The 26,901-nt window shown below is 72.3% G+C and carries 25 protein-coding genes; 22 read left to right on the forward strand and 3 right to left on the reverse strand.

Annotation, left to right across the window (positions count from 1 at the left end; translation table 11 throughout):
• Positions 1-34: 34 nt before the first annotated feature.
• Positions 35-814: a hypothetical protein gene (locus QSK30_RS18210; RefSeq protein ID WP_285504271.1), complete on the forward strand. Its 780-nt coding sequence runs from the start codon at positions 35-37 to the stop codon at positions 812-814.
• A gap of 359 nt (positions 815-1,173) precedes the next feature.
• Here the strand turns inward: QSK30_RS18210 and QSK30_RS18215 are convergent, their stop codons facing one another.
• Together QSK30_RS18215 and QSK30_RS18220 are read right to left on the reverse strand one after the other, a co-directional pair.
• Positions 1,174-1,674 carry a ferritin-like domain-containing protein gene (locus QSK30_RS18215; RefSeq protein ID WP_285504273.1) on the reverse strand — a complete coding sequence of 167 codons (501 nt, stop codon included), beginning with the start codon at positions 1,672-1,674 and terminating at the stop codon, positions 1,174-1,176.
• Positions 1,671-2,150: a hypothetical protein gene (locus QSK30_RS18220; protein ID WP_285504274.1), complete on the reverse strand. Its 480-nt coding sequence runs from the start codon at positions 2,148-2,150 to the stop codon at positions 1,671-1,673. The genes QSK30_RS18215 and QSK30_RS18220 overlap by 4 nt, the downstream gene beginning before the upstream one ends.
• A 167-nt stretch (positions 2,151-2,317) precedes the next feature.
• Between QSK30_RS18220 and rimP the strand changes: the two genes are divergently transcribed.
• The 15 genes from rimP to QSK30_RS18295 all read left to right on the forward strand — a co-directional run bounded on the left by rimP (position 2,318) and on the right by QSK30_RS18295 (position 17,490).
• The gene (rimP, locus tag QSK30_RS18225; RefSeq protein WP_285504275.1) at positions 2,318-2,851 is read left to right on the forward strand and encodes a ribosome maturation factor RimP; all 534 of its coding nucleotides are present in this window, start codon (positions 2,318-2,320) and stop codon (positions 2,849-2,851) included.
• Positions 2,848-3,861 carry a transcription termination factor NusA gene (gene nusA / locus QSK30_RS18230; RefSeq protein ID WP_285504276.1) on the forward strand — a complete coding sequence of 338 codons (1,014 nt, stop codon included), beginning with the start codon at positions 2,848-2,850 and terminating at the stop codon, positions 3,859-3,861. Before rimP ends, nusA begins: the two co-directional genes overlap by 4 nt.
• Positions 3,862-3,883: 22 nt before the next feature.
• Positions 3,884-4,264, forward strand: a complete 381-nt coding sequence (locus QSK30_RS18235) for a YlxR family protein (RefSeq protein WP_285504278.1) — start codon at positions 3,884-3,886, stop codon at positions 4,262-4,264.
• 75 nt (positions 4,265-4,339) lie between these two features.
• Positions 4,340-7,423, forward strand: a complete 3,084-nt coding sequence (gene infB / locus QSK30_RS18240) for a translation initiation factor IF-2 (RefSeq protein WP_285504280.1) — start codon at positions 4,340-4,342, stop codon at positions 7,421-7,423.
• Positions 7,424-7,496: 73 nt separating this feature from the next.
• Positions 7,497-7,793: a DUF503 domain-containing protein gene (locus tag QSK30_RS18245; protein WP_285504282.1), complete on the forward strand. Its 297-nt coding sequence runs from the start codon at positions 7,497-7,499 to the stop codon at positions 7,791-7,793.
• Positions 7,794-7,829: 36 nt separating this feature from the next.
• A complete protein-coding gene (rbfA, locus tag QSK30_RS18250) occupies positions 7,830-8,282 on the forward strand; it encodes a 30S ribosome-binding factor RbfA (protein ID WP_285504284.1) in 453 nt (150 codons plus the stop codon).
• Between the two features lie 65 nt (positions 8,283-8,347).
• A complete protein-coding gene (locus tag QSK30_RS18255; protein ID WP_285504286.1) occupies positions 8,348-9,064 on the forward strand; it encodes a hypothetical protein in 717 nt (238 codons plus the stop codon).
• Between the two features lie 91 nt (positions 9,065-9,155).
• Positions 9,156-10,022: an alpha/beta hydrolase gene (locus QSK30_RS18260; protein WP_285504288.1), complete on the forward strand. Its 867-nt coding sequence runs from the start codon at positions 9,156-9,158 to the stop codon at positions 10,020-10,022.
• A 153-nt stretch (positions 10,023-10,175) separates the two neighbouring features.
• Positions 10,176-10,988: an alpha/beta hydrolase gene (locus tag QSK30_RS18265; RefSeq protein ID WP_285504290.1), complete on the forward strand. Its 813-nt coding sequence runs from the start codon at positions 10,176-10,178 to the stop codon at positions 10,986-10,988.
• 79 nt (positions 10,989-11,067) lie between these two features.
• A complete protein-coding gene (locus QSK30_RS18270) occupies positions 11,068-12,042 on the forward strand; it encodes a DHH family phosphoesterase (RefSeq protein WP_285504292.1) in 975 nt (324 codons plus the stop codon).
• A 108-nt stretch (positions 12,043-12,150) separates the two neighbouring features.
• Positions 12,151-12,936 (forward strand): DeoR/GlpR family DNA-binding transcription regulator, encoded by a 786-nt coding sequence (locus tag QSK30_RS18275; protein WP_285504293.1) that lies wholly within the window; start codon positions 12,151-12,153, stop codon positions 12,934-12,936.
• 136 nt (positions 12,937-13,072) lie between these two features.
• Positions 13,073-14,485, forward strand: a complete 1,413-nt coding sequence (locus tag QSK30_RS18280; protein WP_285504294.1) for an ABC transporter substrate-binding protein — start codon at positions 13,073-13,075, stop codon at positions 14,483-14,485.
• Complete coding sequence (locus QSK30_RS18285; protein ID WP_285504295.1) at positions 14,485-15,438, forward strand: carbohydrate ABC transporter permease; 954 nt, start codon at positions 14,485-14,487, stop codon at positions 15,436-15,438. Before QSK30_RS18280 ends, QSK30_RS18285 begins: the two co-directional genes overlap by 1 nt.
• 8 nt (positions 15,439-15,446) lie before the next feature.
• Positions 15,447-16,376 carry a carbohydrate ABC transporter permease gene (locus QSK30_RS18290; RefSeq protein ID WP_285504296.1) on the forward strand — a complete coding sequence of 310 codons (930 nt, stop codon included), beginning with the start codon at positions 15,447-15,449 and terminating at the stop codon, positions 16,374-16,376.
• Positions 16,377-16,398: 22 nt separating this feature from the next.
• Positions 16,399-17,490 carry an ABC transporter ATP-binding protein gene (locus QSK30_RS18295; RefSeq protein ID WP_285504297.1) on the forward strand — a complete coding sequence of 364 codons (1,092 nt, stop codon included), beginning with the start codon at positions 16,399-16,401 and terminating at the stop codon, positions 17,488-17,490.
• 808 nt (positions 17,491-18,298) lie between these two features.
• Here QSK30_RS18295 and QSK30_RS18300 read toward each other — a convergent pair.
• A complete protein-coding gene (locus tag QSK30_RS18300) occupies positions 18,299-18,811 on the reverse strand; it encodes a CGNR zinc finger domain-containing protein (RefSeq protein WP_285504298.1) in 513 nt (170 codons plus the stop codon).
• Between the two features lie 62 nt (positions 18,812-18,873).
• Between QSK30_RS18300 and QSK30_RS18305 the strand changes: the two genes are divergently transcribed.
• The 6 genes from QSK30_RS18305 to QSK30_RS18330 all read left to right on the forward strand — a co-directional run bounded on the left by QSK30_RS18305 (position 18,874) and on the right by QSK30_RS18330 (position 26,855).
• The gene (locus QSK30_RS18305) at positions 18,874-20,175 is read left to right on the forward strand and encodes an MATE family efflux transporter (RefSeq protein WP_285504299.1); all 1,302 of its coding nucleotides are present in this window, start codon (positions 18,874-18,876) and stop codon (positions 20,173-20,175) included.
• 93 nt (positions 20,176-20,268) lie between these two features.
• The gene (locus QSK30_RS18310; RefSeq protein WP_285504300.1) at positions 20,269-21,597 is read left to right on the forward strand and encodes an MFS transporter; all 1,329 of its coding nucleotides are present in this window, start codon (positions 20,269-20,271) and stop codon (positions 21,595-21,597) included.
• Positions 21,558-22,496, forward strand: a complete 939-nt coding sequence (truB, locus tag QSK30_RS18315; RefSeq protein WP_502871848.1) for a tRNA pseudouridine(55) synthase TruB — start codon at positions 21,558-21,560, stop codon at positions 22,494-22,496. Before QSK30_RS18310 ends, truB begins: the two co-directional genes overlap by 40 nt.
• 77 nt (positions 22,497-22,573) lie before the next feature.
• Positions 22,574-24,526 carry a SpoIIE family protein phosphatase gene (locus QSK30_RS18320; RefSeq protein ID WP_285504302.1) on the forward strand — a complete coding sequence of 651 codons (1,953 nt, stop codon included), beginning with the start codon at positions 22,574-22,576 and terminating at the stop codon, positions 24,524-24,526.
• Positions 24,527-24,668: 142 nt separating this feature from the next.
• Positions 24,669-25,829: an ANTAR domain-containing protein gene (locus tag QSK30_RS18325; RefSeq protein WP_285504303.1), complete on the forward strand. Its 1,161-nt coding sequence runs from the start codon at positions 24,669-24,671 to the stop codon at positions 25,827-25,829.
• A gap of 84 nt (positions 25,830-25,913) precedes the next feature.
• Positions 25,914-26,855: a bifunctional riboflavin kinase/FAD synthetase gene (locus tag QSK30_RS18330; protein ID WP_285504304.1), complete on the forward strand. Its 942-nt coding sequence runs from the start codon at positions 25,914-25,916 to the stop codon at positions 26,853-26,855.
• Positions 26,856-26,901 lie beyond the last annotated feature (46 nt).

A 26,901-nucleotide genomic window follows, 5' to 3' on the forward strand; every position in this document is an offset into this window, starting at 1 on the left:
CGGTCCGTGGTCGGGCCGACTACCGTTGTGCACCATGTCGGCGCCACGTCATCCGGGACAGCAGCCCCACCCCGACCACTCCGGCCGCCCGGTGGGCCGGTCCGGGGAGACCGAGTGGATCCCGCGCGTCCAGGCCGGGCACCGTCCGGATGAGCCGTTCCGGTTCCAGGAGGAACCGCCCGAGCCGCCCAAGAACACCGCGCTGGCCTGGGCGCTGCGCGGGGCCGGGCTGGTCGCCGTGGCCGTGGTCTCCGGCCTGATCTTCTGGTACGTCACCGACGAGGACCCGGTCACCCCGACCCAGGCGGCGGGCAGCAGCTCGGCCCGGCCGATCCCCGACGGCCGGTTCCAGTTCACCGCGTACTCGGGCATGCCCCAGCCCAAGCGGGACGTCGACTGCGCCAAGAACTCGCACGGCAAGGTGAAGCAGTTCTTCGCCGACAAGCCGTGCGCCAGCCTCACCCGCGCGCTCTACACCTCGCAGATCGACGGCAAGACCGTCTACACGGCCGTCTCGGTGGTCCGGATGCCCACCGCCGAGGACGCGACCGCGCTGATGAAGATCACCGACGACGACAACACCGGCAACGTGGACGAACCGGTGTACGCGGGCCTGGTCAAGATCGACGGCTTGGTCCCCAACAAGGGCCTCGGCGGCGGTGGTTACCAGTCCGCGCTGCTCGACCGCGACCTGATCGTGGTCGAGTCCGACTGGGCGCCCGCCGCCAAGCGCACCGAGGCCGAGGTGCGCCAGCTCAAGGACATCAGCGACGACGCGCTCCGGCTCGCCGCGCAGATCAGTCCCGGCGCCTAAGCGCGCACCAGGCAGCGCCTAGGGCCTGTCCTCAAAGTGGGGCCGAGCCGGGTGATCATGCCATCGGCCGGGGCTACTCCAGTCGCGCCATCCGCTCTCACCTGCACCGACGGCACATCCCGGCAACCATTCCCCGAACGCCGCGACCAACGAGCCAATCGGCTGCGCCGAGGCCGGACCGGTGGTCACCCACCGGCCCCCGACCACACCGCCTGCACACGCCGCACCATCGTCGACGCCGCTACAACCGCCTCACGCAATCCCGCGCCATCGCCACACGACTCGACAAGACCACTGTCTCCCACCAAGGCCTGATCGACCTGGCCACACCGCTCGCCCGGCTTTGAGGACAAGGCCGCCTAGGGCTGCCCGGGCATGGACGGCGTGAGCGGCGCCAAGCCCGCGAGTTTGCGCCAGCGGACCGCGCGCACCGCCGTCTCGGTCAGGGCCTCCGCCGCGATCTTGCGCACATCCGCGTCGTCGGTCCGCTCCAGCACCGCCCGCCACGCGACCGTGCCGTCCTGCTCGGCGCCCACCAGCAGTTCCAGCGCCGACGCCTGGTTCGTCACCGGTTTGGGTGGCAGGTAGGCGGGTTCCGCGGCCTGCGGGACCGCGCCCGCCGAGCCCAGCAGTCGCTCGGTGGCGTCGCGGCGGGCCCGGTGGGCGGTCGTGCCGGCCAGGATCGGGGCGTCGAACGACGCCGGCAAGAAGGCGCTGACCAGGCCGTACACCCACACCGCGGCGTGCTCGGCGCCCAGCGCGGCCTGCACCGCGGCGAGCGTGTCCTGGGGCAGCGGCGCGCGCGAGGGCGCGATGCTGGAGGGCTGGGCCTGCTCCGTGGCCGAGACGGGCTGGGTCACGCCAGCACCTCCCGCAGGCTCGCGCACCCGGCCGCCACCGAGCCGACCATGCCCGCCCGGTACCGGGGAACCGTCGCCACCACGCCGGACGCCTCCTTCTCGGCCGCGGTCAAGCCGTCGACCAGTGCCTTCTTCGCCGCCGCGGGGTCCGCGGGGGCGGTGGGCGGCGCGGTCGCCGAGGTCGTCGGCGCCGCCGATCCCGACGAGCTGACCGGTGGTCGCTCGCGGTCGACCTCCTTCTGCAGCACCACCGCGTGCTCGGTCCGGGCCTTGGCCACCTCGGTGGCGGGCGCGGCCAGCGCGGGCACCGCCGTGCCGACGGCCGTGGCCAGCGCCGCGTCCGCGCGGGCCCGCGCGGCCAGTGCCGCCAGCGGGTCGGGCGGGGGAGGGGCCTTCGGTGCCGGTGTGCACGCGGCGGCGGTGACCACGGCGGCGGACACCAGCAGCGCGCGGCGGGTCAGCGGGGGAGTGCTCACGGCCGGTCATCCTGCCAGGCGGCGCGTTCGGCCATCCGGTGCCGCCGGATGATCGCCTGCGGCGGCTGGGCCCGCGGCGGCGAGATACGCTAGGTGACCCCGGTCGCCGGCGAGTACCGCCGACCGGCAGACAACCGCACCATCGACCAGAACAGGGAGCGGCCAAGGTGGCCAACCAGGGACAACGCGACACCGTCACGGCGGCATTGGAGCCGCTCGTGGCCGAGGCGATCGCGGAGACCGGGTTCGAGCTGGAGCAGCTCGACGTCGCCCAAGCGGGGCGCAAGCGGTTGGTGCGGGTGGTGGTGGACGGTGACGACGGCGTGAGCCTCGACCAGGTCGCGCTGGTCAGCCGGGCGGTGGCGGGGGTGCTCGACGAGCACGACGCCGTCCTCGGCGGGCCCTACACCCTCGAGGTGACCTCCCCGGGCGTCGACCGCCCGCTCACCCGCCCCCGCCAGTGGCACCGGGCCCGGCTGCGGCTGGTCAAGGTTCGCCCGATCGAGGGACCCGAGTTCCTCGGCCGGGTCGGCGACGTCGACGACGGCGGGGTGGAGATGCTCGTCGCGGGCGCGCTGCGGCGCGTCTCCTACGCCGAGGTCTCGCACGCCGTGGTCGAGGTCGAGTTCAAGCAACCGCCGGAGGCGGAGTTGGCGATGCTCGAAGGTCGGGCGTCTGGTACTGAGGAGGACGCGCGATGAACGTGGACATCGCGGCGCTGCGCGCCATCGAGCGCGACAAGGACATCCCGTTCGAGACGGTCATCGACGCGATCGAGACCGCGCTGCTGACGGCGTACAAGCACACCGAGGGCCACCAGCCGCACGCCCGGATCGACATCGACAAGCGCACCGGCCTGGTGCGCGTGCTCGCCTTCACCACCGGGGCCGACGGCCAGGTCGAGGACGAGTGGGACGACACCCCGGAGGGATTCGGCCGGATCGCGGCGACCACCGCCCGGCAGGTCATCCTGCAGCGGCTGCGCGACGCCGAGCACGAGCGCACCTTCGGCGAGTTCGCCGCCAAGGAGGGCGAGATCATCGCCGGGGTGGTGCAGCGCGACACCCGCGCCAACTCCCGCGGCATGGTGGTCGTGCAGGTCGGCGACACCGAGGGCGTGCTCCCGGCGGTCGAGCAGGTGCCCGGGGAGAACTACGAGCACGGCACCCGGATCAAGTGCTACGTGGTCGGGGTGGCCCGGGGAACACGCGGGCCGCAGATCACGTTGTCCCGCACGCACCCCAACCTCGTGCGCAGGCTGTTCGCGCTGGAGGTCCCGGAGATCAACGACGGCACCGTCGAGATCCCGGCGGTGGCGCGCGAGGCCGGGCACCGCTCCAAGATCGCGGTCCGGTCCACCGTCGCCGGGGTCAACGCCAAGGGCGCCTGCATCGGCCCGATGGGCGCCCGGGTGCGCAACGTGATGAGCGAGCTGGCCGGTGAGAAGATCGACATCATCGACTACGCCGACGACCCGGCGACGTTCGTGGGCAACGCGCTCTCGCCGGCGAAGGTGGTCTCGGTCACCGTCGTGGACGAGCGGGCCAAGACCGCGCGCGTCGTGGTGCCGGACTTCCAGCTGTCGCTGGCCATCGGCAAGGAGGGCCAGAACGCCCGGCTCGCCGCCCGGCTGACCGGCTGGAGGATCGACATCCGCAGCGACGCGGCGGCCCCCGCGCCGGCCGCACCGGTATCCGGTTCGGCGCAGTGAGCCGGACAAGATAGACTTTCCCATGGTTCGTCATCAAGAACCGGTTTCCGCTCGTCCCGGTGGCCGACCCGATGGGCACGGCCCAGTCAGGACGTGCGTCGGTTGCCGGGTCCGGGCGGCGGACACCGAACTGCTGCGAGTTGTCTTCGCGGACGGGGACGCGATCCCCGACCCGCGACGTCGGATGCCGGGGCGGGGTGCTTGGTTGCACCCCAGCCCCGCGTGTCTGGCCAAGGCCGAGAAGCGGCGGGCGTTCCCCCGGGCCTTCCGGGTCCAGGGAGCGGTCGGCGTGGACCGCCTTCGATCGGTGGTCGAACTGGCCGCCGGCGATGTCGGAACGGAGTACCCCCGTTCCGTGGTGGAAGAGAAGGAAGCAGGTCGACCCGTCATGAGTCAGCCGTGAAGCTGAAGACATGAACGCGCGACGATAGGACGAGGTCGACGGGACTGCCGCCGGCCTCATCAGACGAGGAGAGCAGTGGCAGGCAAGGCCCGTGTGCACGAGCTCGCGAAGGAGCTCGGAGTCACCAGCAAGGATGTACTCGCCAAGTTGAAGGACTTGGGTGAGTTCGTGAAGTCGGCGTCCTCCACCGTCGAGGCGCCCGTCGCTCGCAGGCTGCGCGACGCCTACCCCGGCAAGGGTGAGGCCAAGCCCGGTCCGCGACCCGGCCCCAAGCCGACGCCGCGCCCGCCCGCGCCCCGGACGGAGCCCTCGGCTCCCGCCCCGGTCGCGAGCAGTGCCCCCGCCCCGCAGGCGGCGGCACCCGCGCAGCCCCCGGCCCAGACCCAGACCCCCAGCGCGCCCGCGGCCAAGCCCGGCTTCATCCCCGGACCCGGCCCGCGCCCCGCGCCCAAGCCCGCCCCGCGCCCCGAACCGGTGCGCGAGCAGCAGGCACCCGCGGCAGCGGCCGCGGCCGCCCCGACCCCGGCACCCGCCCCCGCGGCGGCGCCCAAGCCCGCCCAGAAGCCGGAGCGGCCCGCCGCCCAGCAGGGTGGTCAGGGTGGCGGCCAGGGCGGCTCGGTGGTCCCGCCGCGCACGCAGTCCCCCAAGCCCGGTCCGCGCGCGCCGCGGCCCGGCAATAACCCCTTCGGTGTCGGCGGCGGTGCTCCGGCGCCGCGGCCCGGCGGCGGTGCCCGGCCCGGTGGCCAGGGTGGCCCGGCCGGTGACCGCGCGCCCGGTGGCGGCGACCGACCGTCCCGACCCGGCTCGGACCGCCCGCAGGGCGCTCCGCGCGGCGACCGCGCCCCCGGCGGACCCCGTCCGTCCGGTGGCCCGACGCCCGGCAACATGCCGCCCCGGCCCAACCCCGGCATGATGCCGCCCCGACCCGCCCGGCCCGCCAGTGGCGGTCGCGGTGGTCCCGGTGGCGGTCCCGGCGGTCCCCGTGGCGGCCCTGGCGGCGGCCCCGGCGGTCCCCGTGGCGGCCCCGGTGCTGGTGGCGGCGGCGGTGGCTTCCGCGGCGGCCCCGGTGGTGGCAGCGGTGGCGGTGGCGGCTTCCGCCCCGGCGGCGGTGGTGGCGGCGGCGGTGGCTTCCGCCCCGGTGGCGGCGGTGGCGGCGGTGGCGGTGCCCCGGCGGGTGGCGGCTTCCGGCCCGGTGGCGGCGGTGGTCGTCCCGGTGGCGGCGCCGGTCGCGGCGGTGCCGCGGGTGCCTTCGGCCGTCCCGGTGGTCCTTCGCGGCGTGGGCGCAAGTCCAAGCGGCAGAAGCGCCAGGAGTACATGGACAACATGCAGGCGCCCAGCGTCGGCGGCGTCCGCCTGCCCAAGGGCAACGGCGAGACGATCCGGCTGGCCCGCGGTGCCTCGCTGACCGACTTCGCCGACAAGATCAACGCCAACCCGGCCTCGCTGGTGCAGGTGTTGTTCCACCTCGGTGAGATGGTCACGGCCACCCAGTCGGTCTCCGACGAGGTGCTCGAGCTGCTCGGCTCGGAGATGAACTACACCGTCCAGGTGGTCTCCCCCGAGGAGGAGGACCGCGAGCTGCTGGACTCCTTCAAGATCAGCTACGGCGAGGACTCCGGCGACGAGGAGGACCTGCAGGCGCGCCCGCCGGTCGTCACCGTCATGGGTCACGTCGACCACGGCAAGACCCGCCTGCTCGACACCATCCGCAAGACGACGGTGCACGAGGGCGAGGCCGGTGGCATCACCCAGCACATCGGTGCCTACCAGGTCGCCACGGCGCTCGAGGGCAACGAGCGGCTGATCACCTTCATCGACACCCCCGGTCACGAGGCGTTCACCGCCATGCGTGCCCGCGGCGCGCAGGCCACCGACATCGCGGTGATCGTGGTCGCCGCCGACGACGGTGTCATGCCGCAGACGGTGGAGGCGATCAACCACGCCCAGGCGGCGCAGGTGCCGATCGTGGTCGCGGTCAACAAGATCGACAAGGAGGGTGCCAACCCTCAGAAGATCCGCCAGCAGCTCACCGAGTACGGGCTGGTCGCCGAGGAGTACGGCGGCGACACCATGTTCGTCGACATCTCGGCCAAGCAGGGCACCAACATCGAGAGCCTGCTCGAGGCGATCCTGCTGACCGCGGACGCCGCGCTCGACCTGCGGGCCAACCCGGACATGGAGGCCCAGGGCGTGGCCATCGAGGCGCACCTGGACCGCGGTCGCGGTCCGGTCGCCACGGTGCTCGTGCAGCGCGGCACCCTGCGGGTCGGCGACTCGATCGTGGCGGGCGACGCCTACGGCCGCGTGCGCCGGATGGTGGACGAGTTCAACGAGGACATCACCGAGGCGACCCCGTCGCGTCCGGTGCAGGTCATCGGGTTCACCTCGGTGCCCGGCGCGGGCGACACCTTCCTCGTGGTCGAGGAGGACCGCACCGCGCGGCAGATCGCCGAGCGGCGCTCGGCCAGGAACCGGGCCGCGCAGAACGCGCAGAAGCGCAAGCGCATCAGCCTGGAGGACCTGGACGCCGCGCTGAAGGAGACCAGCCAGCTCAACCTGATCATCAAGGGCGACAACTCGGGTACCGTCGAGGCCCTCGAGGACGCGCTCACGAAGATCGACGTGGGCGACGAGGTCGAGCTGCGGGTGATCCACCGCGGCGTCGGTTCGATCACCGAGGGCGACATCAACCTGGCGATCGCGGACAACATCATCGTGATCGGCTTCAACGTCCGCGCGGAGGGCAAGGCCACCGAGCTGGCCAACCGCGAGGGCATCGATGTCCGCTACTACTCGGTGATCTACCAGGCGATCGACGAGATCGAGGCGGCCCTCAAGGGCATGCTCAAGCCGATCTACGAGGAGGTGGAGCTCGGCCGCGCCGAGATCCGCGACGTGTTCAAGTCCTCCAAGGTCGGTACGATCGCGGGCTGCATGGTGCTCTCCGGTGAGATCCGCCGCAACTCCAAGGCGCGGCTGATCCGCAACGGCGTGGTCGTGCAGGAGTCGCTGCCGGTCAGCTCGCTGCGCCGGTTCAAGGACGACGCGGTCGAGGTCCGGGAGGGCTTCGAGTGCGGTCTGACGCTCGGCTCGTACAGCGATCTCCAGGTCGACGACATCATCGAGACCTACGAGATGCGCGAGAAGCCGCGTAGCTAGTGGTTCGAAGACCCCGGGGGGCGCGCTCGCCGCGCCCCCCGGGGTTCCCTACTCACCCCCACGGTGATGCCTGGTGTACGTCGGTGCCCTGGAACTGGACCTCCTGCTCGGGGACGTCCACTCGCTCAAGCAGAAGCGCTCGGCGGTCCGGCCCGTGGTGGCCGAGCTGCGCAAGCGGTTCGAGGTGTCGGCCGCCGAGGCGGGCCACCTCGACCTGCACCGCCGCGCCCTGATCGGCGTGGCCGCGGTCGCCGCCGACGCCGAGCACGTCCGCGACGTCCTGGCCGCCTGCGAGCGGTTGGTGGCCGGTCGCCCCGAGCTGGAGCTGCTCTCCGCCCGGCACCGGCTCCTCGGCCCCGACGACGACTGAGCCGCACCCCGACTCGACGAAGAAAGAAGGAGCGCCGTGGCTGACGCACCCCGCGCGCGCAAGCTCGCGAAGCGCATCTCCCAGATCGTGGCGTCCGCGCTGGAGCACGAGGTCAAGGACCCGCGCCTGGCCCGGGTGACGATCACCGACGCCAAGGTCACCGCCGACCTGCACGAGGCGACTGTCTACTACACCGTGCTGGGCGACAAGCTCGACAGCGAACCCGACCACGCGGGCGTCACCGCCGCCCTGGAGCGGGCCACCGGCGTGCTGCGGACCAAGGTCGGCCAGGGCACCGGGGTGCGGTTCACCCCCACCCTGACCTTCGTGGCCGACACCGTGCCGGACGACGCCCGCCGGATCGACGACCTGCTCGCCCGGGCCCGCGCGGCCGACGCCGAGGTCGCCGCGCGCGCCTCGGGCGCGGTCTACGCGGGCGAGCCCGACCCGTACCGCGCCCCGCGCGAGGACGACGAGGACGACGACTGACCGACCGGCCCTGACCCGCGCGGCGGACCGCCGCGTTCCCACCGTCGTGAAGGGACCGCGCCACCGTGGTGCCGGACGTCCTGGTGAACCTGCTGGCCTCGGTGCTGGCCGGGGCGGCGATCGTCTACGCCCGGTACCTGCGGCTGCGGTGGGACCCGGACAACCGGGTCGACCAGGACGAGTGGCAGCGGGTGGCCACGCGGGCCGGTGTGTCCAGCCTGCTGGTCCTGGGCATGACCTACGTCGTCGCGCTGGCTCTCTCCGGGTTGTTCGGGGCCGTCGAGTCCTACCTGTCGCGGGTGGCCGAGTCCGCGCAGCGGAGCCCGAACGCCCCTGAGGCCCAGTGGGTCGCGCTGGGCGCGTTCCGCGACATCGCCCGAGGGTGGGACTGGGCCTGGAGCTGGCCCTACGTCGTCGGGCTGCTGGGCGCGTGCTACCTCGGCTACTTCGCGTTCTTGGTCGTCACCGAGTGGGACGACACGTACCCCGTTGACCGCCGCGCCTTCCTCGTGCGGGGTATAGCCGCGGGTTCGGCAGGCGTCGCTGTGGGCGCGACGGCGGGCTATTTCGCACACCGCGGTCTCGACGCCGTCTCCCGGGCGGCCTTCGCCGGTGCCGAGGCCGAGGTGCGGGCGGGGCGGACGAACTTCTACCCGGCCGACTCGTTGATCCAGCTGCCGTGGCCGGTCCAGCAGTCGGCGGGCACGGTGGCGCTCGTCGTCGGGTTCGGGTTCTACCTGGTCGTGGCCTACCGCGCGTTCGGTGCCCAGCGGACCGGCTGACCTGGCGGCCTCCTAGCATTGTCGGGGTTCTCGGGGGAGGATGCGCCTACCGGAGGACCGTCGGGGACCTTCGAGGGAGACCGGAGAGCGGATGTCCGGCCGCATGTCGCGCCGCCAGGTGTTGGCCGCCGCCGCGGGTGGGGTGGCCACCGTCGCGGGGCTGGGGGCGTTCGGGGCGTGGGCGCTGCGCCACGACGAGACGCCGGACAGCGACCTGCGCACGCCCATCCCGGTGGCGCCGGACACGCCGGTGTCCTCGGCGCCCGCGCCCAAGCTGGTCGAGGTGCGCACGCTGCGGTCGAAGGCGCGCGGCAAGCAGGTCGAGGTGATCGCGTTCCGCCCGGACGGGCTGGCGCCGGGGACGTTGCCGGTGTGCCTGGCGCTGCACGGGCGCGGGGCGGGCGCGCGGATGTTCACCGAGCTGGGTGTCGGCGCGCAGCTTACCGCGGCCGCCGCGTTCGCCGTGGTCGCGGTCGACGGCGGCGACTCGTACTGGCTGCCCACGACCCGCGGCGACGACCCGGCGGCGATGCTCGACGAGGACCTGCCCGGCTGGCTCACCGGGCTCGGGCTCAACCCGAGCCCGTTCGCGGTGCTCGGGATCTCGATGGGGGCCTACGGCGCGCTGAACTACGTGCGCGACCACCACCCGCAGGTGCGGGCGGCCGCGGTGGTCAGCCCGGCGCTGTTCACCAACTGGAACGAGGCCAGGACCCGCTCGGTGTTCACCGGGCGGCCGCAGTGGGAGCAGACCGAGCCGCTGCGGCACGTCGACGAGCTCGCGGGCACCAAGCTCGGTGTGTGGTGCGGCACGTCCGACCCGTTCCTGCTCTCGGCGAACCAGCTGATCGACACGGCCCGGCCCGAGGTGGCGCGCACGGCCGAGGGCGGGCACGACGCGGGCTACTGGGCTCGGGTCATGCCCGAAGCGTTGTCATTCATAGGCTCGCACATCTGACCCGGTTGGTGTAGACCTATTGTCCCGCACTGTCCGTGGGTGGGGTCGGTCGGAGAGCTCGAACGTCGAAGGTTTTCCGCGTCGGGGACCCTGTCTGTCGCTTTCGGACGGTGCCGGGCACCACCCGATCATCCCACCCCCGGGAGTTCTACAGTGGACCACCAGTGGACCCGGCGCGGATTCCTGCTGGCGAGCGCGGCAGCGCTCGCGGGCTGCGGCACCGACGATTCACCGCGCGCGGCGACCACCGCGGTCACGACGCCGCCGGTCGAGGCCACCTCCGTCAGCAACCTGGTCTGGCGATCGTCGATCGGCGACATCAAGATGATCGTGATGCGCCCGCGCGACGTCACCGGCCCGCTGCCGGTGTGCCTGGCCCTGCACGGCGAGGGCGCCGACAGCAGCCAGTTCGTCGACATCGGCCTGCCGCCGCTGCTCACCGCGACGGTGCGGGCGGGCACCCGCCCGTTCGCCGTGGTCGCGGTCGACGGCGGCGGCACCAGCTGGCTCGGGCCGCCGCAGAAGATGCTGGCCGAGGAGCTGCCGGACTGGCTGGTGCGCACCGAGCTGGCGCCCACGCCGTTCGGCGCGCTCGGCATCTCCGCGGGCGCCGCGGGCGCCTTCGAGTACGCCAAGGTGCCCGGCCTGGCCACCCTGGCCGCGCTGAGCCCGGCGGTGTTCACCAGCTGGAAGGACGCCGAGAAGTTCGGCGGCTTCACCGACCAGCGGCAGTGGGAGAAGGCCGAGCCGCTGCGCAACCTGAGCGCGGTCGCCGGCCTGCCGGTGTCGATCTGGTGCGGCACCGACGACCCGCTGCTGCCCGCCGCCCGCACACTGGCCGAGCGGCTGCGCGCCGACCCGGCCACCTTCGGCAACGGCGACCACGGACCGCTGTACTGGCGGGGGATCCTGCCCGACGTGCTGCGGCACATCGGCGGCACCCTCGGCAAGGTCTCCCCGGGCTGAGCCGGGTCGGTCGACCCGGTGAGGTGCGCCGCACCGGGTCGACTGGACAGCCGCCGCCGGGTCCGTGGACGCTGGGCGGATGGGCACCGATCTGGCCGTGGCGGCCGAACTCCTGCGTTCCGCGACCGATGTCACCCTGTTCGCGCACGTCAGCCCGGACGCGGACGCGCTGGGCAGCGCGCTCGCGCTGGGACTCGCGCTGCGCGAGCGGGGCGCCGAGGTCCGGGTGTCCTTCGGCTTCCCCGCCGAGGTCCCGCGCAACCTGCGCGGGCTCGACCCGGTCGGCCTCGTGGTGCCCGTCGACCAGGTGCCGCAGGCGCCGCCGCTGCTGGTGGTGCTCGACTGCGCGAGCGAGCAGCGGTTGGGCGTGCTGGCCGACCGGGTGCCCGCGACGATCGCCGCCGGCGGGCGGGTGCTGGTGGTCGACCACCACGTGCGCAACACCCGGTTCGGCACCGACCACCTGCTCGACGAGTCCGCCGAGGCCACCGCGGTGCTGGTGCTCGAGCTGCTCGACGAGCTGGGCGCGCCGCTCGACGAGCCGATCGCCAGGTGCCTCTACGCGGGCCTGGTCAGCGACACCGGCTCGTTTCGCCGCGCCACCCCGCAGACCCACCAGGTGGCCGGGCGGTTGATCGCCGCGGGCGTCGACCCCAGCGCGCTGGCCCGCGAGCTGATGGACGCGCACCCGTTCGCCTGGCTCGGACTGGTCTCCGCCGCGCTGTCCCGCGCGCGGCTGGTGCCGCACGCCGCGGGTGGCCGCGGTCTGGTCCTGACCGCGGTCGCACTGTCCGATTTGGACGGTCTGGGTAGTGAGGACGCGGACAGCGTGGTCGACCTGGTGCGCACCGTCGCCGAGGCCGAGGTGGCCGCGGTGGCCAAGGAGCTGACCCCGGGCCACTGGTCGGTGTCGCTGCGCGCGGTCGGGGTGTTCGACGTGCGCGAGGTCGCAGCCCGGCTGGGCGGCGGCGGCCACCGGCTGGCCGCCGGGTTCCCCGCGACGGGCTCGGCCGAGGACGTGCTGGGGTTGATCGAGCGGGCCTTCGCCCAGTGACACGCCACGCGCGCACAGCAGTAAGAACTTGCTCATTTGATCTGTCTGAGCCGCATAATCACGCAGTCGACTGCACGTTGTGTGCGTTGTCGAGGCGTGGAGGTGGGCATGAACAGGTACGAACGGCTCAGCACCCTGCTGGAGCTGCTCGGCCGCCGGGGCCGGGTAGACGTCGACGACCTGGCCCGCGAGCTGGGGTTCTCCTCGGCCACGATCCGCCGCGACCTCGACCACCTCGCCGAGCAGCAGCTGCTCACCCGCACCAGGGGCGGCGCCGCGGCGAACTCGGTCAGCTACGACCTGCCGCTGCGCTACAAGACCGCCAGGTACGCCCCGGAGAAGGAGCGGATCGCCAAGGCCGCGGCCGCGCTGGTCGAGCGCGGCGCGGTCGTCGGGCTCAACGGCGGCACGACCACGACCGAGGTCGCCCGGGCGCTCGCGGGCCGCGCGGACCTGCACGCCCGGGGCGAGCAGGCGGCGCTCACCGTGGTCACCAACGCGCTCAACATAGCCGGTGAGCTGGCCGTCCGGCCGCGGGTCAAGATCGTGGTGACCGGGGGAGTGACCCGCCCGCAGTCCTTCGAGCTCACCGGGCCGCTGGCCACCCGGGTGCTGATGGAGATCACGCTGGACGTGCTCTTCCTGGGTGTGGACGCGTTCGACCCGGTGCGCGGCGCCTACGCCCACCACGAGGGGGAGGCGGGCACCAACCGGCTGATGGTGTCCAGGGCGCGCCGGGTCGTGGTGGTGGCCGACGCGTCCAAGCTCGGTCGCGGGGCCTTCGCCGAGATCTGTCGGCCCGGTGCGGTAGACCTGCTGCTGACCGACAAACGCGTATCGGATTCGCAGCTTCGCGACCTGGAGGGGCAGGGCGTGCGGGTTCTGGTGGTATAAACCAATCGTTACACAGCTGTGGGTGAATCTTGCAGACCGAACTGTTGACAGATGCTCGAAGTAACGCCAAACTGCGCACAAATACGCAGCCGGTGTGGCCCAGGTCGCACCACGGCAACTCGATCAGGTGGTGACCATGCGATCGACCAGACTGGCGGCTCTCGCGCTGACCGCGACCTCCGCGCTCGTGCTCGCGGGCTGTGGCAGCAGCGGCGGTTCCGGTTCCGGGGGTGGCGGCGGGGCGCTCGCGCTGCCCAAGGCCGACGACTTCCTCAGCGCGCCGTGTCCCGACGTGGGCACCAAGCCCCAGGGCGACAAGGAGTTCACCTACTGGTCGATGTGGACCGCCGACGAGCCGCAGGGCAAGGTCCTGAGCAAGGCGATCAGGTGCTTCACCGACAAGACCGGCGTCAAGGTCAACGTGCAGTGGCTGGGCCGCAAGCTGCTCACCCAGAACGTCGCGCCCGCGCTGAACACCGACACCGTGCCCGACCTGTTCGACCAGGACATCAGCCAGGTCAAGGCGGCCGTGGTGGCGCCGGGCGGCACCCAGTCCGTCGAGGACGTGCTCGACTACAAGATCGGCGAGGGCGAGAAGAAGGTCCGCGACGTCATCCCCGCGACCTACTACGACATCCCGCAGAACAAGGGCGCCGACGGCAAGATCTTCGAGATCCCGTACGAGCTGCTGGGCAACGCGTGGTGGTACAACAAGGACCTGGTCAAGGACTTCAAGGCCCCGGCCACGATGAACGACCTGTTCGCCCTGTTCGACAAGGCGAAGGCGGGCGGCCTGGCCGCGGTCAGCCAGGACGGCGACATCAACTTCTACAACGCCTACTTCTACACCCAGATCGCCTCGCGCTACCTGGGCCCGGGCGGGCTGGAGAAGGTGGCCACGGACAAGTCCGGCGCGGCCTGGACCGCCGACCCCAACCTGGCCAAGGCCGCCGAGACGGTGGAGAAGCTGGCCAAGGGCAGCTACCTGGTCGACGGCTGGGACGCGGCGAAGTTCCCGCAGATCCAGCAGCGCTGGGCCGACGGTGAGGCCGCCTACCTGTTCGTCGGCAGCTGGGCGCCGAGCGAGACCCGCGAGTACCTGACCAAGCAGGGCGGGGACAAGGGCCTCAACTACGGCTCGTTCCAGTTCCCGCAGCCCGAGGGCGCCACGCACAAGGTCGTCGAGCAGCTGCCGATCGGCTTCGCGGTCACCGCGAAGGCCAAGCACCCCGAGGCCGCCAAGGCGTTCATCGCCTACGTGATCAACAAGGACATCCTGGCCGGGATCCCGGCGGTGGCCGACAACCTGACTCCGCGCGCCGAGCTGGCCGTGCCCGACGACCTCAAAGACGTCAAGGCCGCGCTGGAGGACCCGCAGGCCGAGCACGCGATCTTCATGGACGGCCTGGACGCGCTGGCCGCGGGCAAGTGGGTGGACAACGTGTTCTACCCGCTGAACAACGACCTGCTCAAGGGCAAGATCAGCGCCCAGCAGTTCGTCGAGGGCCTGGCCGCCAAGCAGGCCGAGTTCTGGAAGACGACCAGCTGATGACCTCGACGGTCACGGCGCCGGAGGCGGACGAGCAGCACTCGTCCGCCTCCGGCGCGCACCTGGTCCGCAAGAAGCGGTTGTTCTTCCCGTTCTTCTTGCCCGCCGTGACGCTCTACGTGCTCTTCCTCGTGGTGCCCACCATCGCGACGGTGGTGCTGGGCTTCACCTCGTGGGCGGGCGCGGGCGACACGCCGCGGTTCATCGGGATCGGCAACTACGCCGAGCTGATGGGCTCGGACTCCTTCCGGTACGCCTTCCTCAACACGCTGCTCTACATCGTCGTGGGCGGTGTCGGCACGTTCCTGCTGGCGTTCCTGTTCACCATGGTGCTGCGCGACATGCGCGGCGGGAAGATCGTCCGGGCGGTGCTGTTCTTCCCGAACATCGTCGCCCCGGTCGCGCTGGGCATGTTCTTCGGCATCATCCTGATCTTCCGGCCGAACCGGCAGGGCCTGGTCAACCACCTGCTGGAGTCCGTCGGCGTCGACGCGGTGAAGTTCCTGGCCCCGGAGAACGTCACCTGGGTGGTGACGGCCTGCCTGATCTGGGCCAGCTCCGGGTTCTACATCACCATCCTGATGGCCGCGGTCGACCGGATCCCGCCCTACCTCTACGAGGACGCCGACATCGCCGGGGCCACGCCCTGGCAGAAGTTCCGCAACGTCACCCTCCCGCTGACCTGGGACGTCATCGGCGTGGCCGGGGTGCTGTGGACGATCAGCGCGATCAAGATCTTCGAGCTGGTGTTCGTGCTGGCGGGCCCGGGCACGTACTCGCCGCAGATCCGGGCGTGGACGCTGGGCATCTACGTCTTCGACCGGTCCTTCGGCACCGCGGGCTCGCCGCAGTACGGCATGGCCTGCGCCGCGGCCGTGGTGATGATCCTGCTGGTGTCCGTCCTCGTCGTGCTGCTGCGCCGCCTGATGCGCCGCGACACCATCCAGTTCTAGGAGTCGCAGTGTCCTCCACAGTGGAGTCCAAGCCCGCGGTCGCGGTGCGGCCCGTGCGCACCCCGCCGCGCAAGCCCAAGCCCGCGCCCGGGTCGCGCGGGTTCAGCCCGCTGCGACTGCTCGGCATGATCTTCGTCTGGCTGTTCACCGCGGTCAACGTGCTGGTGCTGTACTGGCTGGTGTCGGCGTCGTTCAAGACGCCGATCGAGATCTTCAGCAAGCCGTTCGCGCTGCCGCTGCAGTGGTTCGAGCGCGGCGACCCGTTCCGCAACTTCGCCTACGCCTGGAACAACGCGGGCTTCGGCCACGCGTTCGTGGTGACCGTGGTTCTGGTCGCGGTGTCCTCTGTGGTCATCGTGCTGGTGTCGGCGCCCGCGGCCTACGCGCTCTCCCGGCTGGGGGTGCGCGGGTCCAACGGCCTGACCAACTTCGTCGCGATCGGCATGGGGATCCCGTTCCAGACCGTGGTGATCCCGCTGTTCATCGGGATGGGCAAGCTGGGCCTGACCAACAACCTGTTCGGCATGTTCCTGATCTACGTGGCGCTCTCGATCCCGTTCACGGTGTTCCTGCTGACCGGGTTCTTCAAGTCGCTGCCCGACGAGCTGGAGGAGGCCGCCGCGATCGACGGCGCCTCCCCGTTCCGCACCTTCTTCGCGATCATGCTGCCGCTCACCAGGGGCGGCCTGATCACCGCGCTGATCCTCAACGCGATCGGCCTGTGGAACGAGACCCTGCTGGCGATCGTGTTCCTCAACGAGAACGCCAACTTCACCCTGGCCCGCGCCCTGTTCTCCTTCTACGGCGCCGCGAGCTACCAGTCCGAGTACGGCGGCCTGATCGCGGGCGTGGCCATCGTGGTGCTGCCCATGCTCGTGCTCTATGTGTTGCTGGCCCGCCGGATCATCACCGGCCTGACCCTCGGCGCGGGCAAGTAGCCTCCCGGAAAGGGATTCTGACATGGCAACGGTCACCTTCGACGGGACCACCCGCTACTACGCGGGCAACCCGGTACCGGCGGTGGACGGCCTCGACCTGGAGGTCGCCGACGGCGAGTTCCTGGTGCTGGTCGGCCCATCCGGCTGCGGCAAGTCGACCACCCTGCGCATGCTCGCCGGCCTGGAGGGCATCGACGACGGCGCCATCCGCATCGGCGACCGGGACGTGACGAACCTGCCGCCCAAGGACCGCGACATCGCGATGGTCTTCCAGAACTACGCGCTCTACCCGCACATGACGGTGGCCGACAACATCGGCTTCCACCTCAAGATCGCCAAGATGCCGAAGGCCGAACGCCTCGAACGCGTCCGCGAGGCGGCGGAGCTGCTGGACCTGACCCCGTACCTGGACCGCAAACCCGCCAAGCTCTCCGGCGGCCAACGCCAGCGCGTGGCCATGGGCCGGGCCATCGTGCGCAGGCCACAGGTGTTCTGCATGGACGAACCACTGTCCAACCTGGACGCCAAACTCCGGGTCCAGACCCGAACCCAGATCGCCTCCCTGCAACGCAGGCTGGGCGTCACGACGATTTACGTGACCCACGACCAGGTCGAGGCCATGACCATGGGCGACCGGGTTGCGGTCCTCAAGGACGGCCTGCTGCAGCAGTGCGACACCCCGATCGGCCTGTTCGGCAAGCCCGCCAACCTGTTCGTCGCGGGCTTCATCGGCTCACCCGCCATGAACCTCATCCCCGCCACGGTGGAGGGCGACTCAGCTCGGGTAGGCGGCAGGCCGGTCCAGCTCACCCGTGACCAGGTGTCGGCACTGACCAGCCCATCCGTAGTCGTCGGCGTCCGCCCGGAGGGCTGGCGAATCCTGTCCCCGGCAGAGGGCATCGAGGCCACAGTGGAGGTCGTCGAGGAACTCGGCAGCGACCAGTACCTCTACTGCTCCTCACCGGTGGAACAGATCGGCGCTGACGCGAACCAGTTCACGGTACGAGCACCCGGAATGTCGCCCTGGCAACGAGGCGACAAGCTCGGCCTGGCACCGGAAACAGGCGCGGTACACCTGTTCGACGCCGAAACCGGAGCCCGACTGCCCGACTGAACACAAAGGACCCGGTGCCCCGGAGTGCAGCCCACGCCTCCGGGGCACCGCCATGTCAGGAGGCTGGGGAGGGGTGGAGGCAATCGCCCATCCTCATCCCGATCTCCACCGCCAAACCGCAGCGGAAAGACCGACCCTGCTGGCACCCAAGCGAATCCCGTCCCCCAGCAAACCGCAGCGGTTAGGCCGACTCCGCTGGTACCCAAGTGAATCCCGCCTCCGCTGGTACCGCAGCGGTGAGGCCGACCCCGCTGGTACGCAAGTCCCGTTACGGTTGCTCGATCTAGTGGACTTGCTTCGTGTGGGGGGAGAGTGCCGCTAAACTTGCCGTGGGTGGGGATGCCCTTACCTGCCCTTTTCTCTCCACCGCGGTGCTCTAGGGGCCCCACACGAAGTGAGTTCACTAGATCGAGCCCTGCTTGTAAATCGGGCAACCCCAACGATGAGCCGCCAACAAGGTCGACCGTAGGTCGGTGTGCGGCACACCCCACGAGCTGCCCAAGTAAAGCGGAGGCTCGATTGGCTGGACTGCCTTCGCGCGGGGCCCCTAGGCGACCGCGTGGGGAAAAAGCGTGGGGAGAAGGGCATCCCCACCACTGAGGCAAGTTTAGCGGTCGCCTCCCCCCACACGAAGGCAGTCCACCCAATCGAGCACAAACGTAACGGGTCTTGCGTACCAGCGGGCTCGGCTTTTGGAGAGTGAAAGCAAGAGCTGAAAGAAGCAGGGCAAGGAAAGAGGAGTGGGAGGTGAGGGGGAGGGGGAGAAGGGGGAGGGGGTGAGTGGAGGGGGTGGAGATAGGAATAGAGATTAGTCCTTGCTGCGTGATCGGAATGCTGCCACGTGTACCCGGTTCGCGCAGCGAGGTGAGCAGAAGCGCTTGGCCCGGTTCGTAGAGCCGTCCAGGAAGTAGTTCCCGCAGTCCTCAGCCGCGCACTGCCCAAACCGGTTGAGTCCATAATGGACCACCGCCTGGGCCAACCCCCACGCCGACGCGGCAGCAGCCTCAGTCGCCGGTGGAGCATCGGCGTCCGCCACGTGGATGTGCCAGGTCCCCGTGTGCCCCGAAAGTCGCGGGCGTGGCGAGTGCGCGCTGAGCAGTGCGTTCACCGCCGCCAACACCCGGTCCGCGTCCCCGGCCACCGCTGCCGCCAGTACCTCGCGCACTGACGATGCGACTTCCCGCAGGACGGTCAGGTCGGCCGAGGTCACCCGTCCTGCCCACCAGGGCTCGTCGTGCAAGGCGGCCGCCAGGTCGGGGACGTCTTCCAGGTCGGCGTTCGCCAAGCGGAGGGCGACGTCCAGGTAATCAGCGTTGTCCAAGGCTGGTCCTTACCGCTACTGTCAGGGGCGCAAGCGTATCCAGCACCTTACCGGGAGGACGTGTGGACGGGGCACCGCTCAAGCAGATCTTGCGGCTGGCCGTGCCCGCGTTGCCCGTGTTGGCCGCTGAGCCGCTCTACCTGCTCGTTGACACCGCTGTCGTCGGGCACCTCGGGGCCACCGAGTTGGGCGCGCTGGGGATCGGCGCGATCGTGCTGGCTCAGGTGTCGACCCAGTTGACCTTCCTCTCCTACGGCACCACGTCGCGCGCCGCGCGGTTGCACGGGTCGGGGCGGCGCGATCAAGCGGTGGCCGAGGGGGTGCAGGCCACCTGGTTGGCGCTCACGGCCGGTGTCCTGCTCGTCGTCCTCGGGCAGCTCCTCGCCGGTCCCGTCGCCCGTGTTCTCGCTGGTCCGGGCCCCCTCGCCGACGCGGCCACCAGTTGGCTGCGGACCGCGCTGTTCGGGGTTCCGCTCATCCTGGTCACCCTCGCGGGCAACGGCTGGATGCGTGGCGTGCAGGACACCCGTAGACCGTTGCGCTACGTGCTCGCCGGCAATGGTGTCTCGGCCGTCCTCTGTCCGCTGCTGGTCTACGGCGCGGGCTGGGGGCTAGAGGGTTCGGCGGTCGCGAACGTTGTCGGGCAGGTCGTCGGGGCTGTGCTGTTCCTCAATGCCCTGCGGGTCGAGCGGGTGTCGTTGGCGCTGGACCTCGCGGTCGTGCGCGCCCAGCTTGTCCTCGGTCGCGACCTCGTGCTGCGCAGCCTGGCGTTCCAAGCCTGCTTCGTCTCCGCCTCCACCGTCGCCGCTCGCACGTCGGTCGCCGCGGTCGGGGCGCACCAGGTGGTGCTGCAGCTGTGGATGTTCCTCGCCCTGCTGCTGGACTCGCTGGCCATCGCCGCCCAGTCGATGGTCGGGGCCGCGCTCGGGGCCGACGACGATCACCGCGCCCGGGCGCTGGCCGGGCGGTTCGCCCGCTACGGGCTGGTGTTCGGGGTGGTCCTCGGGGTGCTGTTCGCCGGTCTGGCCGGGGTCCTGCCGCGCGTGTTCACCACCGACGCCGCCGTCCTCGCCGAGATCCCGCACGCCTGGTGGTTCTTCGTCGTGATGCAGCCGGTCGCCGGTGTCGTGTTCGCGTTGGACGGTGTGTTCCTCGGCGCCGGTGACGCGGCCTACCTGCGGACCGCGACCCTGCTGAGCGCGCTCGTCGGGTTCCTGCCGCTGATCTGGCTCTCGCTCGCCCTGGGCTGGGGGCTGGCCGGGATCTGGACCGGGCTGGTGCTGTTCATGCTGCTGCGGCTGGCCACCCTGCTGGCCCGGCTGCGGTCGGGCCGGTGGGCCGTGGTCGGCGCGGTCCGCGGTTGATCGTCCACATCGGACTGTGATGGAACGCACGCTTAGCACCGCTAACGATCTCGCCCCGGCACGCGCTCTAATGAGCTGACGAAGGGAGCGGCCGTGCCAGCCACCAAGCGCGCCGCGCTGGTGATCTGGGCTACCGCCGTCGTGGTCTACCTGGTCGCGGTGTTCCACCGGACCACCCTCGGCGTCGCGGGTCTGCAGGCCGCCGACCGGTTCCAGATCAACGCCGCCGCGCTCGGCACGTTCACCGTGCTGCAGATCGGCGTGTACGCCTCGATGCAGATCCCCACCGGGCTCCTGGTCGACCGGTTCGGCCCGCGCCGGGTGCTCACCGTCGCCGCCGTCCTGATGGGACTCGGCCAGGTGCTCTTCGCCTTCGCCACCAGCTACCCGCTGGCCCTGGTTGCCCGCGGGGTGCTCGGTCTCGGCGACGCGATGACCTTCGTCAGCGTGTTGCGCCTGGTCGCCGCGCACTACCCGCCGCGCCGGTTCGCCGCGCTCGCTTCGGTCACCGCCTCCCTCGGCGCGGTCGGCAACCTGATCGCCACGCTGCCGCTCGGGCTGCTGCTCGCGCACGCGGGCTGGACCGCCACCTTCGCCGTCGCGGGCGCGGCCACCGCCGCCTACGCCCTCGTCGTGGCCCTGCGCGTGCGCGACACCCCCGACGGCGAGCCCGCGCACCGCTCGACCGCCACCGGACCCCGCGAGGTCGTCGACCAGGTCCGGCAGGCCTGGCGGGTGCCCGGCACCCGGCTCGGGTTCTGGGTGCACTTCTCCACGATGTTCGCCCCGGCGGTGCTCGGCCTGCTCTGGGGCTACCCGTACCTCGTGCAGGCGCAGGGCATGTCGCCCGCGGCGGCGAGCTCGGTGCTCAGTCTCATCGTGCTCGTGGCGATGGTCACCGGACCGGTCATCGGCGAGGTCACCGGCCGCAGGCCGACCAGCAGGCTGCCGCTCGTCGCGGGCTACCTCGGCACCGCGACCGTCATCTGGGCCGTGCTGCTCGGCTGGCCGGGCGGCGTCGTGCCCACGCCGCTGGTGGTGATCGCGTTCGGGGTGCTCTCGGTGGGCGGCCCGCTCTCCGGGGTGGCCTTCGCGCTCGCCCGCGACTACAACCCGATCCGCCGGGTGGGCACGGCCACCGGCGTGGTCAACGTCGGCGGGTTCACCGCGATCACGATCACCGCGCTGAGCATCGGCCTGCTGATCGGCGGCGACGCCGCGGCCGCCGACGCGACCGCGTTCCGGGTCGCGTTCCTCGCCGTGGCCGCGGTGCTGCTCTTCGGCGCGTGGCGCACGCTGGTCTGGTGGCGTCGCGCGCGGGCGGCGGTGTTCGCCGCGGACGCGCGCGGGGACGCCGTACCAGTCCGCATCCGGCGGCGGCCATGGGACATCCCGGCGGAGCAGGAAGCGGCCGCCTCCTAAGATTGCCGCTCGTGTCCCGCCCCACCGTCCCACCCGGCCTCATCGTCGTCGACAAGGCACCCGGCATGACCTCGCACGACGTGGTCGCCCGGGTCCGCAGGATCATCGGCACCCGCAAGGTCGGCCACGCCGGGACCCTCGACCCGATGGCCACCGGCGTGCTCGTGCTCGGCGTCGAGCGCGCCACCAAGCTGCTCGGCCACCTCGCCCTCGACCGCAAGGTCTACCTGGCCACGATCCGGCTCGGCGCCGCCACCACGACCGACGACGCCGAGGGCGAGGTCACCTCGAGCGCCGACCCGGCGGGCGTCACCGACGAGGCGATCGCCGCCGGGATCGCCGTGCTCACCGGGGCGATCGAGCAGGTCCCCAGCTCGGTCAGCGCGGTGAAGGTCGACGGCAAGCGCGCCTACGCGCGGGTCCGCGCGGGGGAGGAGGTCGTGCTCAAGCCCCGCCCGGTCACGGTGTTCCGCTTCGACCTGCTCGCCACCACCCGCACCGACGGCGCCATCGACCTCGACGTGATGGTCGACTGCTCCTCGGGCACCTACGTCCGCGCCCTCGCCCGCGACCTGGGCGACTCCCTCGGCGTCGGCGGCCACCTCGCCGCACTGCGCCGCACCACGGTCGGCCCGTTCGACCTGCGCGTCGCGCGCACGCTGGAGCAGCTGGAAGCGGCCCCCGGGCTGTCGCTGGACATGGAGGCCGCGGTCGCCGCCGCCTTCCCGCGCCGCGATCTGGACCGGGTCGAGACCACCGCGCTCGTGCACGGCAAGCGGCTCCCGGCGGCCGGGATCACCGGCACCTACGGGATCTTCGACCCGGCGGGCAAGGCGGTCGCCCTCGGTGTGGACGAGGGCACCTCGGCCAAGGCCCTGGTCGTCCTGAACGTCCCCTGAGCACCGCTCACCCGGCGGGTTCCCGACCCCGGCCCTAGTGTCGCGAGCACGGGTTGGGCATTCGCGTGGAGGATCCGGTGCCGGAGCACGACGATGAGACCGGCACCGCCGAGGCGGTGGTCGCCGCCTTCGAGGCGACGCCCGTCGCCCTGCTCGGACTCGTCGGCCCGACGCACACGGTGGTGGCCGTCAACGCGGCCATGCGCGCCATGCTCGGCCGTGACGGCTTGGTCGGCCACCCGCTGCGCGAGGTCGTGCCGGACGCCGACGGCCAGCAGCTCTTCGAGGTCATCGACGAGGTCTACGCGACCGGCCGCCCCTCGACCTCGGTGGAGTGGCGCGTCCAGCTCGACCGCGACGGCGAGCGGCACGAGCTCTACGTCGACGCCGTGGTCATCCCGCGGCACGACGCCGAGGGCCGGGTCACCGGGGTGCTCGGCTACGCCATGGACGCCACCGAACGCGTGCACGCCCGCCAGGCCGCGCAGCGGCGCGCCGACGACGCCGAGCGCCGCTACGCCCAGGCCCGGGACGTGATCTCCTCGCTGCAACGCGAACTGCTGCCCACCGCGCTGCCGGTGCTGCCCGGGGTCCAGGTCGCCGCGAGCTACCTGCTCGCCGACACCGACACCGCCGCGGGCGGCGACTGGTTCGACGCCATCGCGCTGCCCGGCGACCGGGTCGCCCTGGTCGTGGGCGACGTGGTCGGCCACGGCGTGGCGGCCTCGGCGGTGATGGGCCAGCTGCGCGCGGTGCTGCACGACCGGATCGCCGGCGGCGAGGCCCTCGGCTCGGCCTTCGCCGCGCTCGACCGGATGGCGGGCAGGCTGCCCGGGGCGCGCGCGGCCACGGTGTGCGCGGCGGTCCTGGACCCGGCCACCGGCCACCTCTCCTACTGCACCGCGGGCCACCCGCCGCCGCTGCTCGTCTCCGTCGACGGCGCCACCCGCTACCTGCCGACCACCGGCTCCGGGCCACTCGGGTCCGGGACGGGCTTCACGCTGGCCGAGGACCGGCTCGCCGAGGGGGAGCTGGTCGTGCTCTACAGCGACGGGATCATCGAGCGCCCCGGCCGCGACCACGCCCGCGGCGCCGCCGAGCTGGCCCGGGTCGTCGGCGACGTCAGCGCCGACCGGGCGATGCGCGTCCCGGGTGCCTCCCGGGTCGAACAGGTCTGCACCCAGACCCTCGAGCTGCTGGTCCGCGCGACCGGTCACACCGACGACATCACCCTGCTGGCCGCGCGCCGGGTCCGCCCGCCCGCCGCGCTGAGCCTGGACCTGCCCGCCGAGGCGACCTCGGTCGGCGTGGTCCGCGCGGCGGTGGCGGCCTGGCTGGCCGACCTCGACGTCGACCGGCAGGACGTGCTCGCCCTGCAGCACGGGCTGGCCGAGCTGGTCACCAACGTCGTCGACCACGCCTACCCCGCGGTCCCCGGCGCGGTGCGGGTCGCGGTCACCCTGGCGGGCGCGGGCCGGGTCGAGGCCGCCGTGTCCGACGACGGCCGCTGGCGCGCGCCGACCAGCACTCCCGGGCGCGGGCTGGGCCTGGTGATGGCCAGCTCGTTCGCCGACCACCTGCGCATCGAGCACGACGACCACGGCACCACCGCCACCGTCTCGCGGGGCTTCTCGCACCCGGCCCGCCTGCTGACCGCCGCGGAGATCACCCCGGGCCTGCCCACCGCGCGGCACCGCGACCCCAGCCTGCTGCTCGTGCTCGACCAGCCGTCCGCCCGCGGTCTGCGCGCGGGCCTGGACGGCCCGGTCGACGCGAGCACGGCCCGCCAGCTCGACGACGACCTGCGCCACCGCACCCGCGGCGGGGCGGTGTCGGTGACCCTCGACCTGTCCGGCGTCACCCACCTGGCCAGCGCCGGGGTGGCCGCGTTGATCGAGGCCAGGGACCGCGCCGAGGAGAACGACACCGAGCTGGTGCTGTTCGCGCCCACCGGCGGCCCGGCCCAGCAGGTGCTGTCACTGGTCGCGCTCGGGCACGTCACCCGGGACCCGGACACCCCCGGCGGCTGACGCGCGCGGACCGTGTCGGTGCGGCCGGCTATGCTCGGCGGACCCTTGGTGAGTTGGGTCCAGCAGCGCGGCACGCCTCGCCCCTCCGGTCACGAAGGGCGGTCTGATGCCTACTGTCGCGCGCACAATTCACCTCAGAGTGGTGGACGACGGCGTCTTCGCGGTCACCGGCGACCTCCCGGCCGCCGTCGCCGCGCGCTTCCGCACCGAGCTGTTCGACTTGGTCGAGGCCTGGTCCGGGGACGTGATCGTCGACCTGGCCGCGGTGAGCGCGCTGGCCGCGGCCAACATCCGGGTCCTGCTCGACGTCGCCGACCGGCTCGCGGGCACCGGCAGGCGGCTGCGCCTGGCCGGGGGCGTGGAGGCCCAGCGGGTGCTGCGGGCGGCACGGGTCACCGACACCCTGGAGACCTTCGCCACCGTCGCGGGCGCGCTCGGCGCCCAGGCCGCCGCGTCCCGCCGGGTGGCGGCCGCCGCGGAGGGCGATGAGCTGCGCAGGCTCCGCGAGGAGGTCCGCGACCTGCGCGCCAAGCTGCGCAGCCGACCGCTGATCGCCCGCGCGCTGGGCATGCTGCAGGAGCGCTACCGCCTCGCCGACGAGGACGTCGCGCTGCGGCTGCTGAAGGAGGCCGCCCAGCGGTACAACCTGAAACTGCACGTGTTCGCCGACGCGCTGCTCTCCGCGCGGCCACCGGTCCGCCCCGCGACCGAGCCCGCCAACCGCCCGCCGGCCGACTGGTTCCCCGGCCGCATCCGCCCGCCCGCGCCCGGCACGCCCGCGCTGGGGCCGCGGCACTACCAGCGGCACGGCGTCGCGGTGTTCCTCGACGCCGTGCTGGACGCGGCCCTGGCCTGCGTGGGCGCCACCGCCGGTGACATCCGGCTGGTGGACCCGGCCGCCGGTGGCCTGCGGCTGGAGCGCCACCGCGGCCTGGGGCCCGAGTTCGTGTCGTTCTTCGCCGACGCCGACGGCCTGATCACCCCGTGCGCCACGGCGATGAGCCGGGGCACCCGGGTGGTCGTCGCCGACGTCGCCCTGGACTCGATCTTCGCGGGCACCGAGGCGCGGCGGGTGTTCCTCGACGCGGGCGCCCTGGCGGTGCAGAGCACACCCGTGCTCACCCCGTCCGGGCGCTGCCTGGGGGTCGTCTCCACGCACCAGCCGGTGGCCGGTCGGGTGCCCACCCCGGCGCAGGAGGCCGAGCTCGACCTGATCGCCGCCGACGCCGGCGAGTGGCTGCGCTGGCACCAGCGCACCACCATCCTCGACGCCCTGGAGCACCTGCACCGCCGGGCCAGGTGAGGCCCGCGGCCGGCGGTTCTGGATCACACGTGTCGGCCCCCACCCAGGCGGTCCGCCCGGCGCCCACCCACTAGGGTGGCGCTCGTGCAGCGTTGGCGCGGTCTCGCGGACCTACCCGGTGGCTGGGGTCGCTGTGTGGCGACCATCGGCGTGTTCGACGGGGTCCACCGCGGACACCAGGAGCTCATCGCCCGGGCCGTCACGCTGGCCCGGCAGAAGGACCTGCCGAGCGTGGTGCTCACCTTCGACCCGCACCCCTCCGAGGTCGTGCGCCCGGGCAGCCACCCCGCGCAGCTGACCACGTTGCGCCGCAAGGCGGAGCTGGTCGAGCAGCTCGGTGTGGACGTGTTCTGCGTGCTGCCGTTCACCCCGGAGCTGTCCAAGGTGGCCCCGGACGAGTTCGTCCACGAGATCCTGGTCGAGCGGTTGCACGTCGCGGCCGTGGTGGTGGGGGAGAACTTCACCTTCGGCGCCCGCGCGGCGGGCACCGTGGACCTGTTGACCACGCTGGGCCAGCGGTTCGGCTTCAGCACCGAGGGCGCCAAGCTGGTCACCGCGGAGCCCGGCGAGATCACCTTCTCCTCGACCTACATCCGCGCCTGCATCGACGCGGGCGACGTCCGCGCCGCGGCGACCGCGCTGGGGCGGCCGCACCGGCTGGAGGGCATCGTCGTGCGCGGCGACGGCCGCGGCCACGAGCTCGGCTTCCCCACCGCGAACCTGTCCACCCCGCGCTTCGCGGCGGTGCCCGCCGACGGTGTCTACGCCTGCGAGTTCACCTTGCTCAACGGGCACAACCGGCCCGCGCTCACCGCCGCGACCTCGGTCGGCACCAACCCCACGTTCTCCGGCCGCGAGCGACGGGTCGAGGCGTTCGTGCTCGACGTGGACGAGGACTTCTACGGCCAGCGGGTCGCGGTGGACTTCGTCGAGCGGCTGCGCTCGATGGAGAAGTTCGCCTCCAGCGGCGCCCTGGTCGAGCAGATGCACCTCGACGTCGCCCGCACCCGGGAGCTGCTGGGCTGAGTGCGTGGTTCTCCCACGAACCGGACACCGGCCTGGCAAGATACCG

The sequence above is a fragment of the Actinokineospora sp. NBRC 105648 genome (assembly GCF_030269645.1).
GTDB lineage: Bacteria > Actinomycetota > Actinomycetes > Mycobacteriales > Pseudonocardiaceae > Actinokineospora.

What these genes read in the sequence shown, in the direction of transcription:
- QSK30_RS18210 (WP_285504271.1), top strand. Translation starts at nt 35, where the DNA reads ATGTCGGCGCCACGTCATCCGGGACAGCAGCCCCACCCCGACCACTCC.
- nusA (WP_285504276.1), top strand. Translation starts at nt 2,848, where the DNA reads ATGAACGTGGACATCGCGGCGCTGCGCGCCATCGAGCGCGACAAGGAC.
- QSK30_RS18235 (WP_285504278.1), top strand. Translation starts at nt 3,884, where the DNA reads ATGGTTCGTCATCAAGAACCGGTTTCCGCTCGTCCCGGTGGCCGACCC.
- QSK30_RS18260 (WP_285504288.1), top strand. Translation starts at nt 9,156, where the DNA reads ATGTCCGGCCGCATGTCGCGCCGCCAGGTGTTGGCCGCCGCCGCGGGT.
- QSK30_RS18270 (WP_285504292.1), top strand. Translation starts at nt 11,068, where the DNA reads ATGGGCACCGATCTGGCCGTGGCGGCCGAACTCCTGCGTTCCGCGACC.
- QSK30_RS18275 (WP_285504293.1), top strand. Translation starts at nt 12,151, where the DNA reads ATGAACAGGTACGAACGGCTCAGCACCCTGCTGGAGCTGCTCGGCCGC.
- QSK30_RS18280 (WP_285504294.1), top strand. Translation starts at nt 13,073, where the DNA reads ATGCGATCGACCAGACTGGCGGCTCTCGCGCTGACCGCGACCTCCGCG.
- QSK30_RS18285 (WP_285504295.1), top strand. Translation starts at nt 14,485, where the DNA reads ATGACCTCGACGGTCACGGCGCCGGAGGCGGACGAGCAGCACTCGTCC.
- QSK30_RS18295 (WP_285504297.1), top strand. Translation starts at nt 16,399, where the DNA reads ATGGCAACGGTCACCTTCGACGGGACCACCCGCTACTACGCGGGCAAC.
- truB (WP_502871848.1), top strand. Translation starts at nt 21,558, where the DNA reads ATGGGACATCCCGGCGGAGCAGGAAGCGGCCGCCTCCTAAGATTGCCG.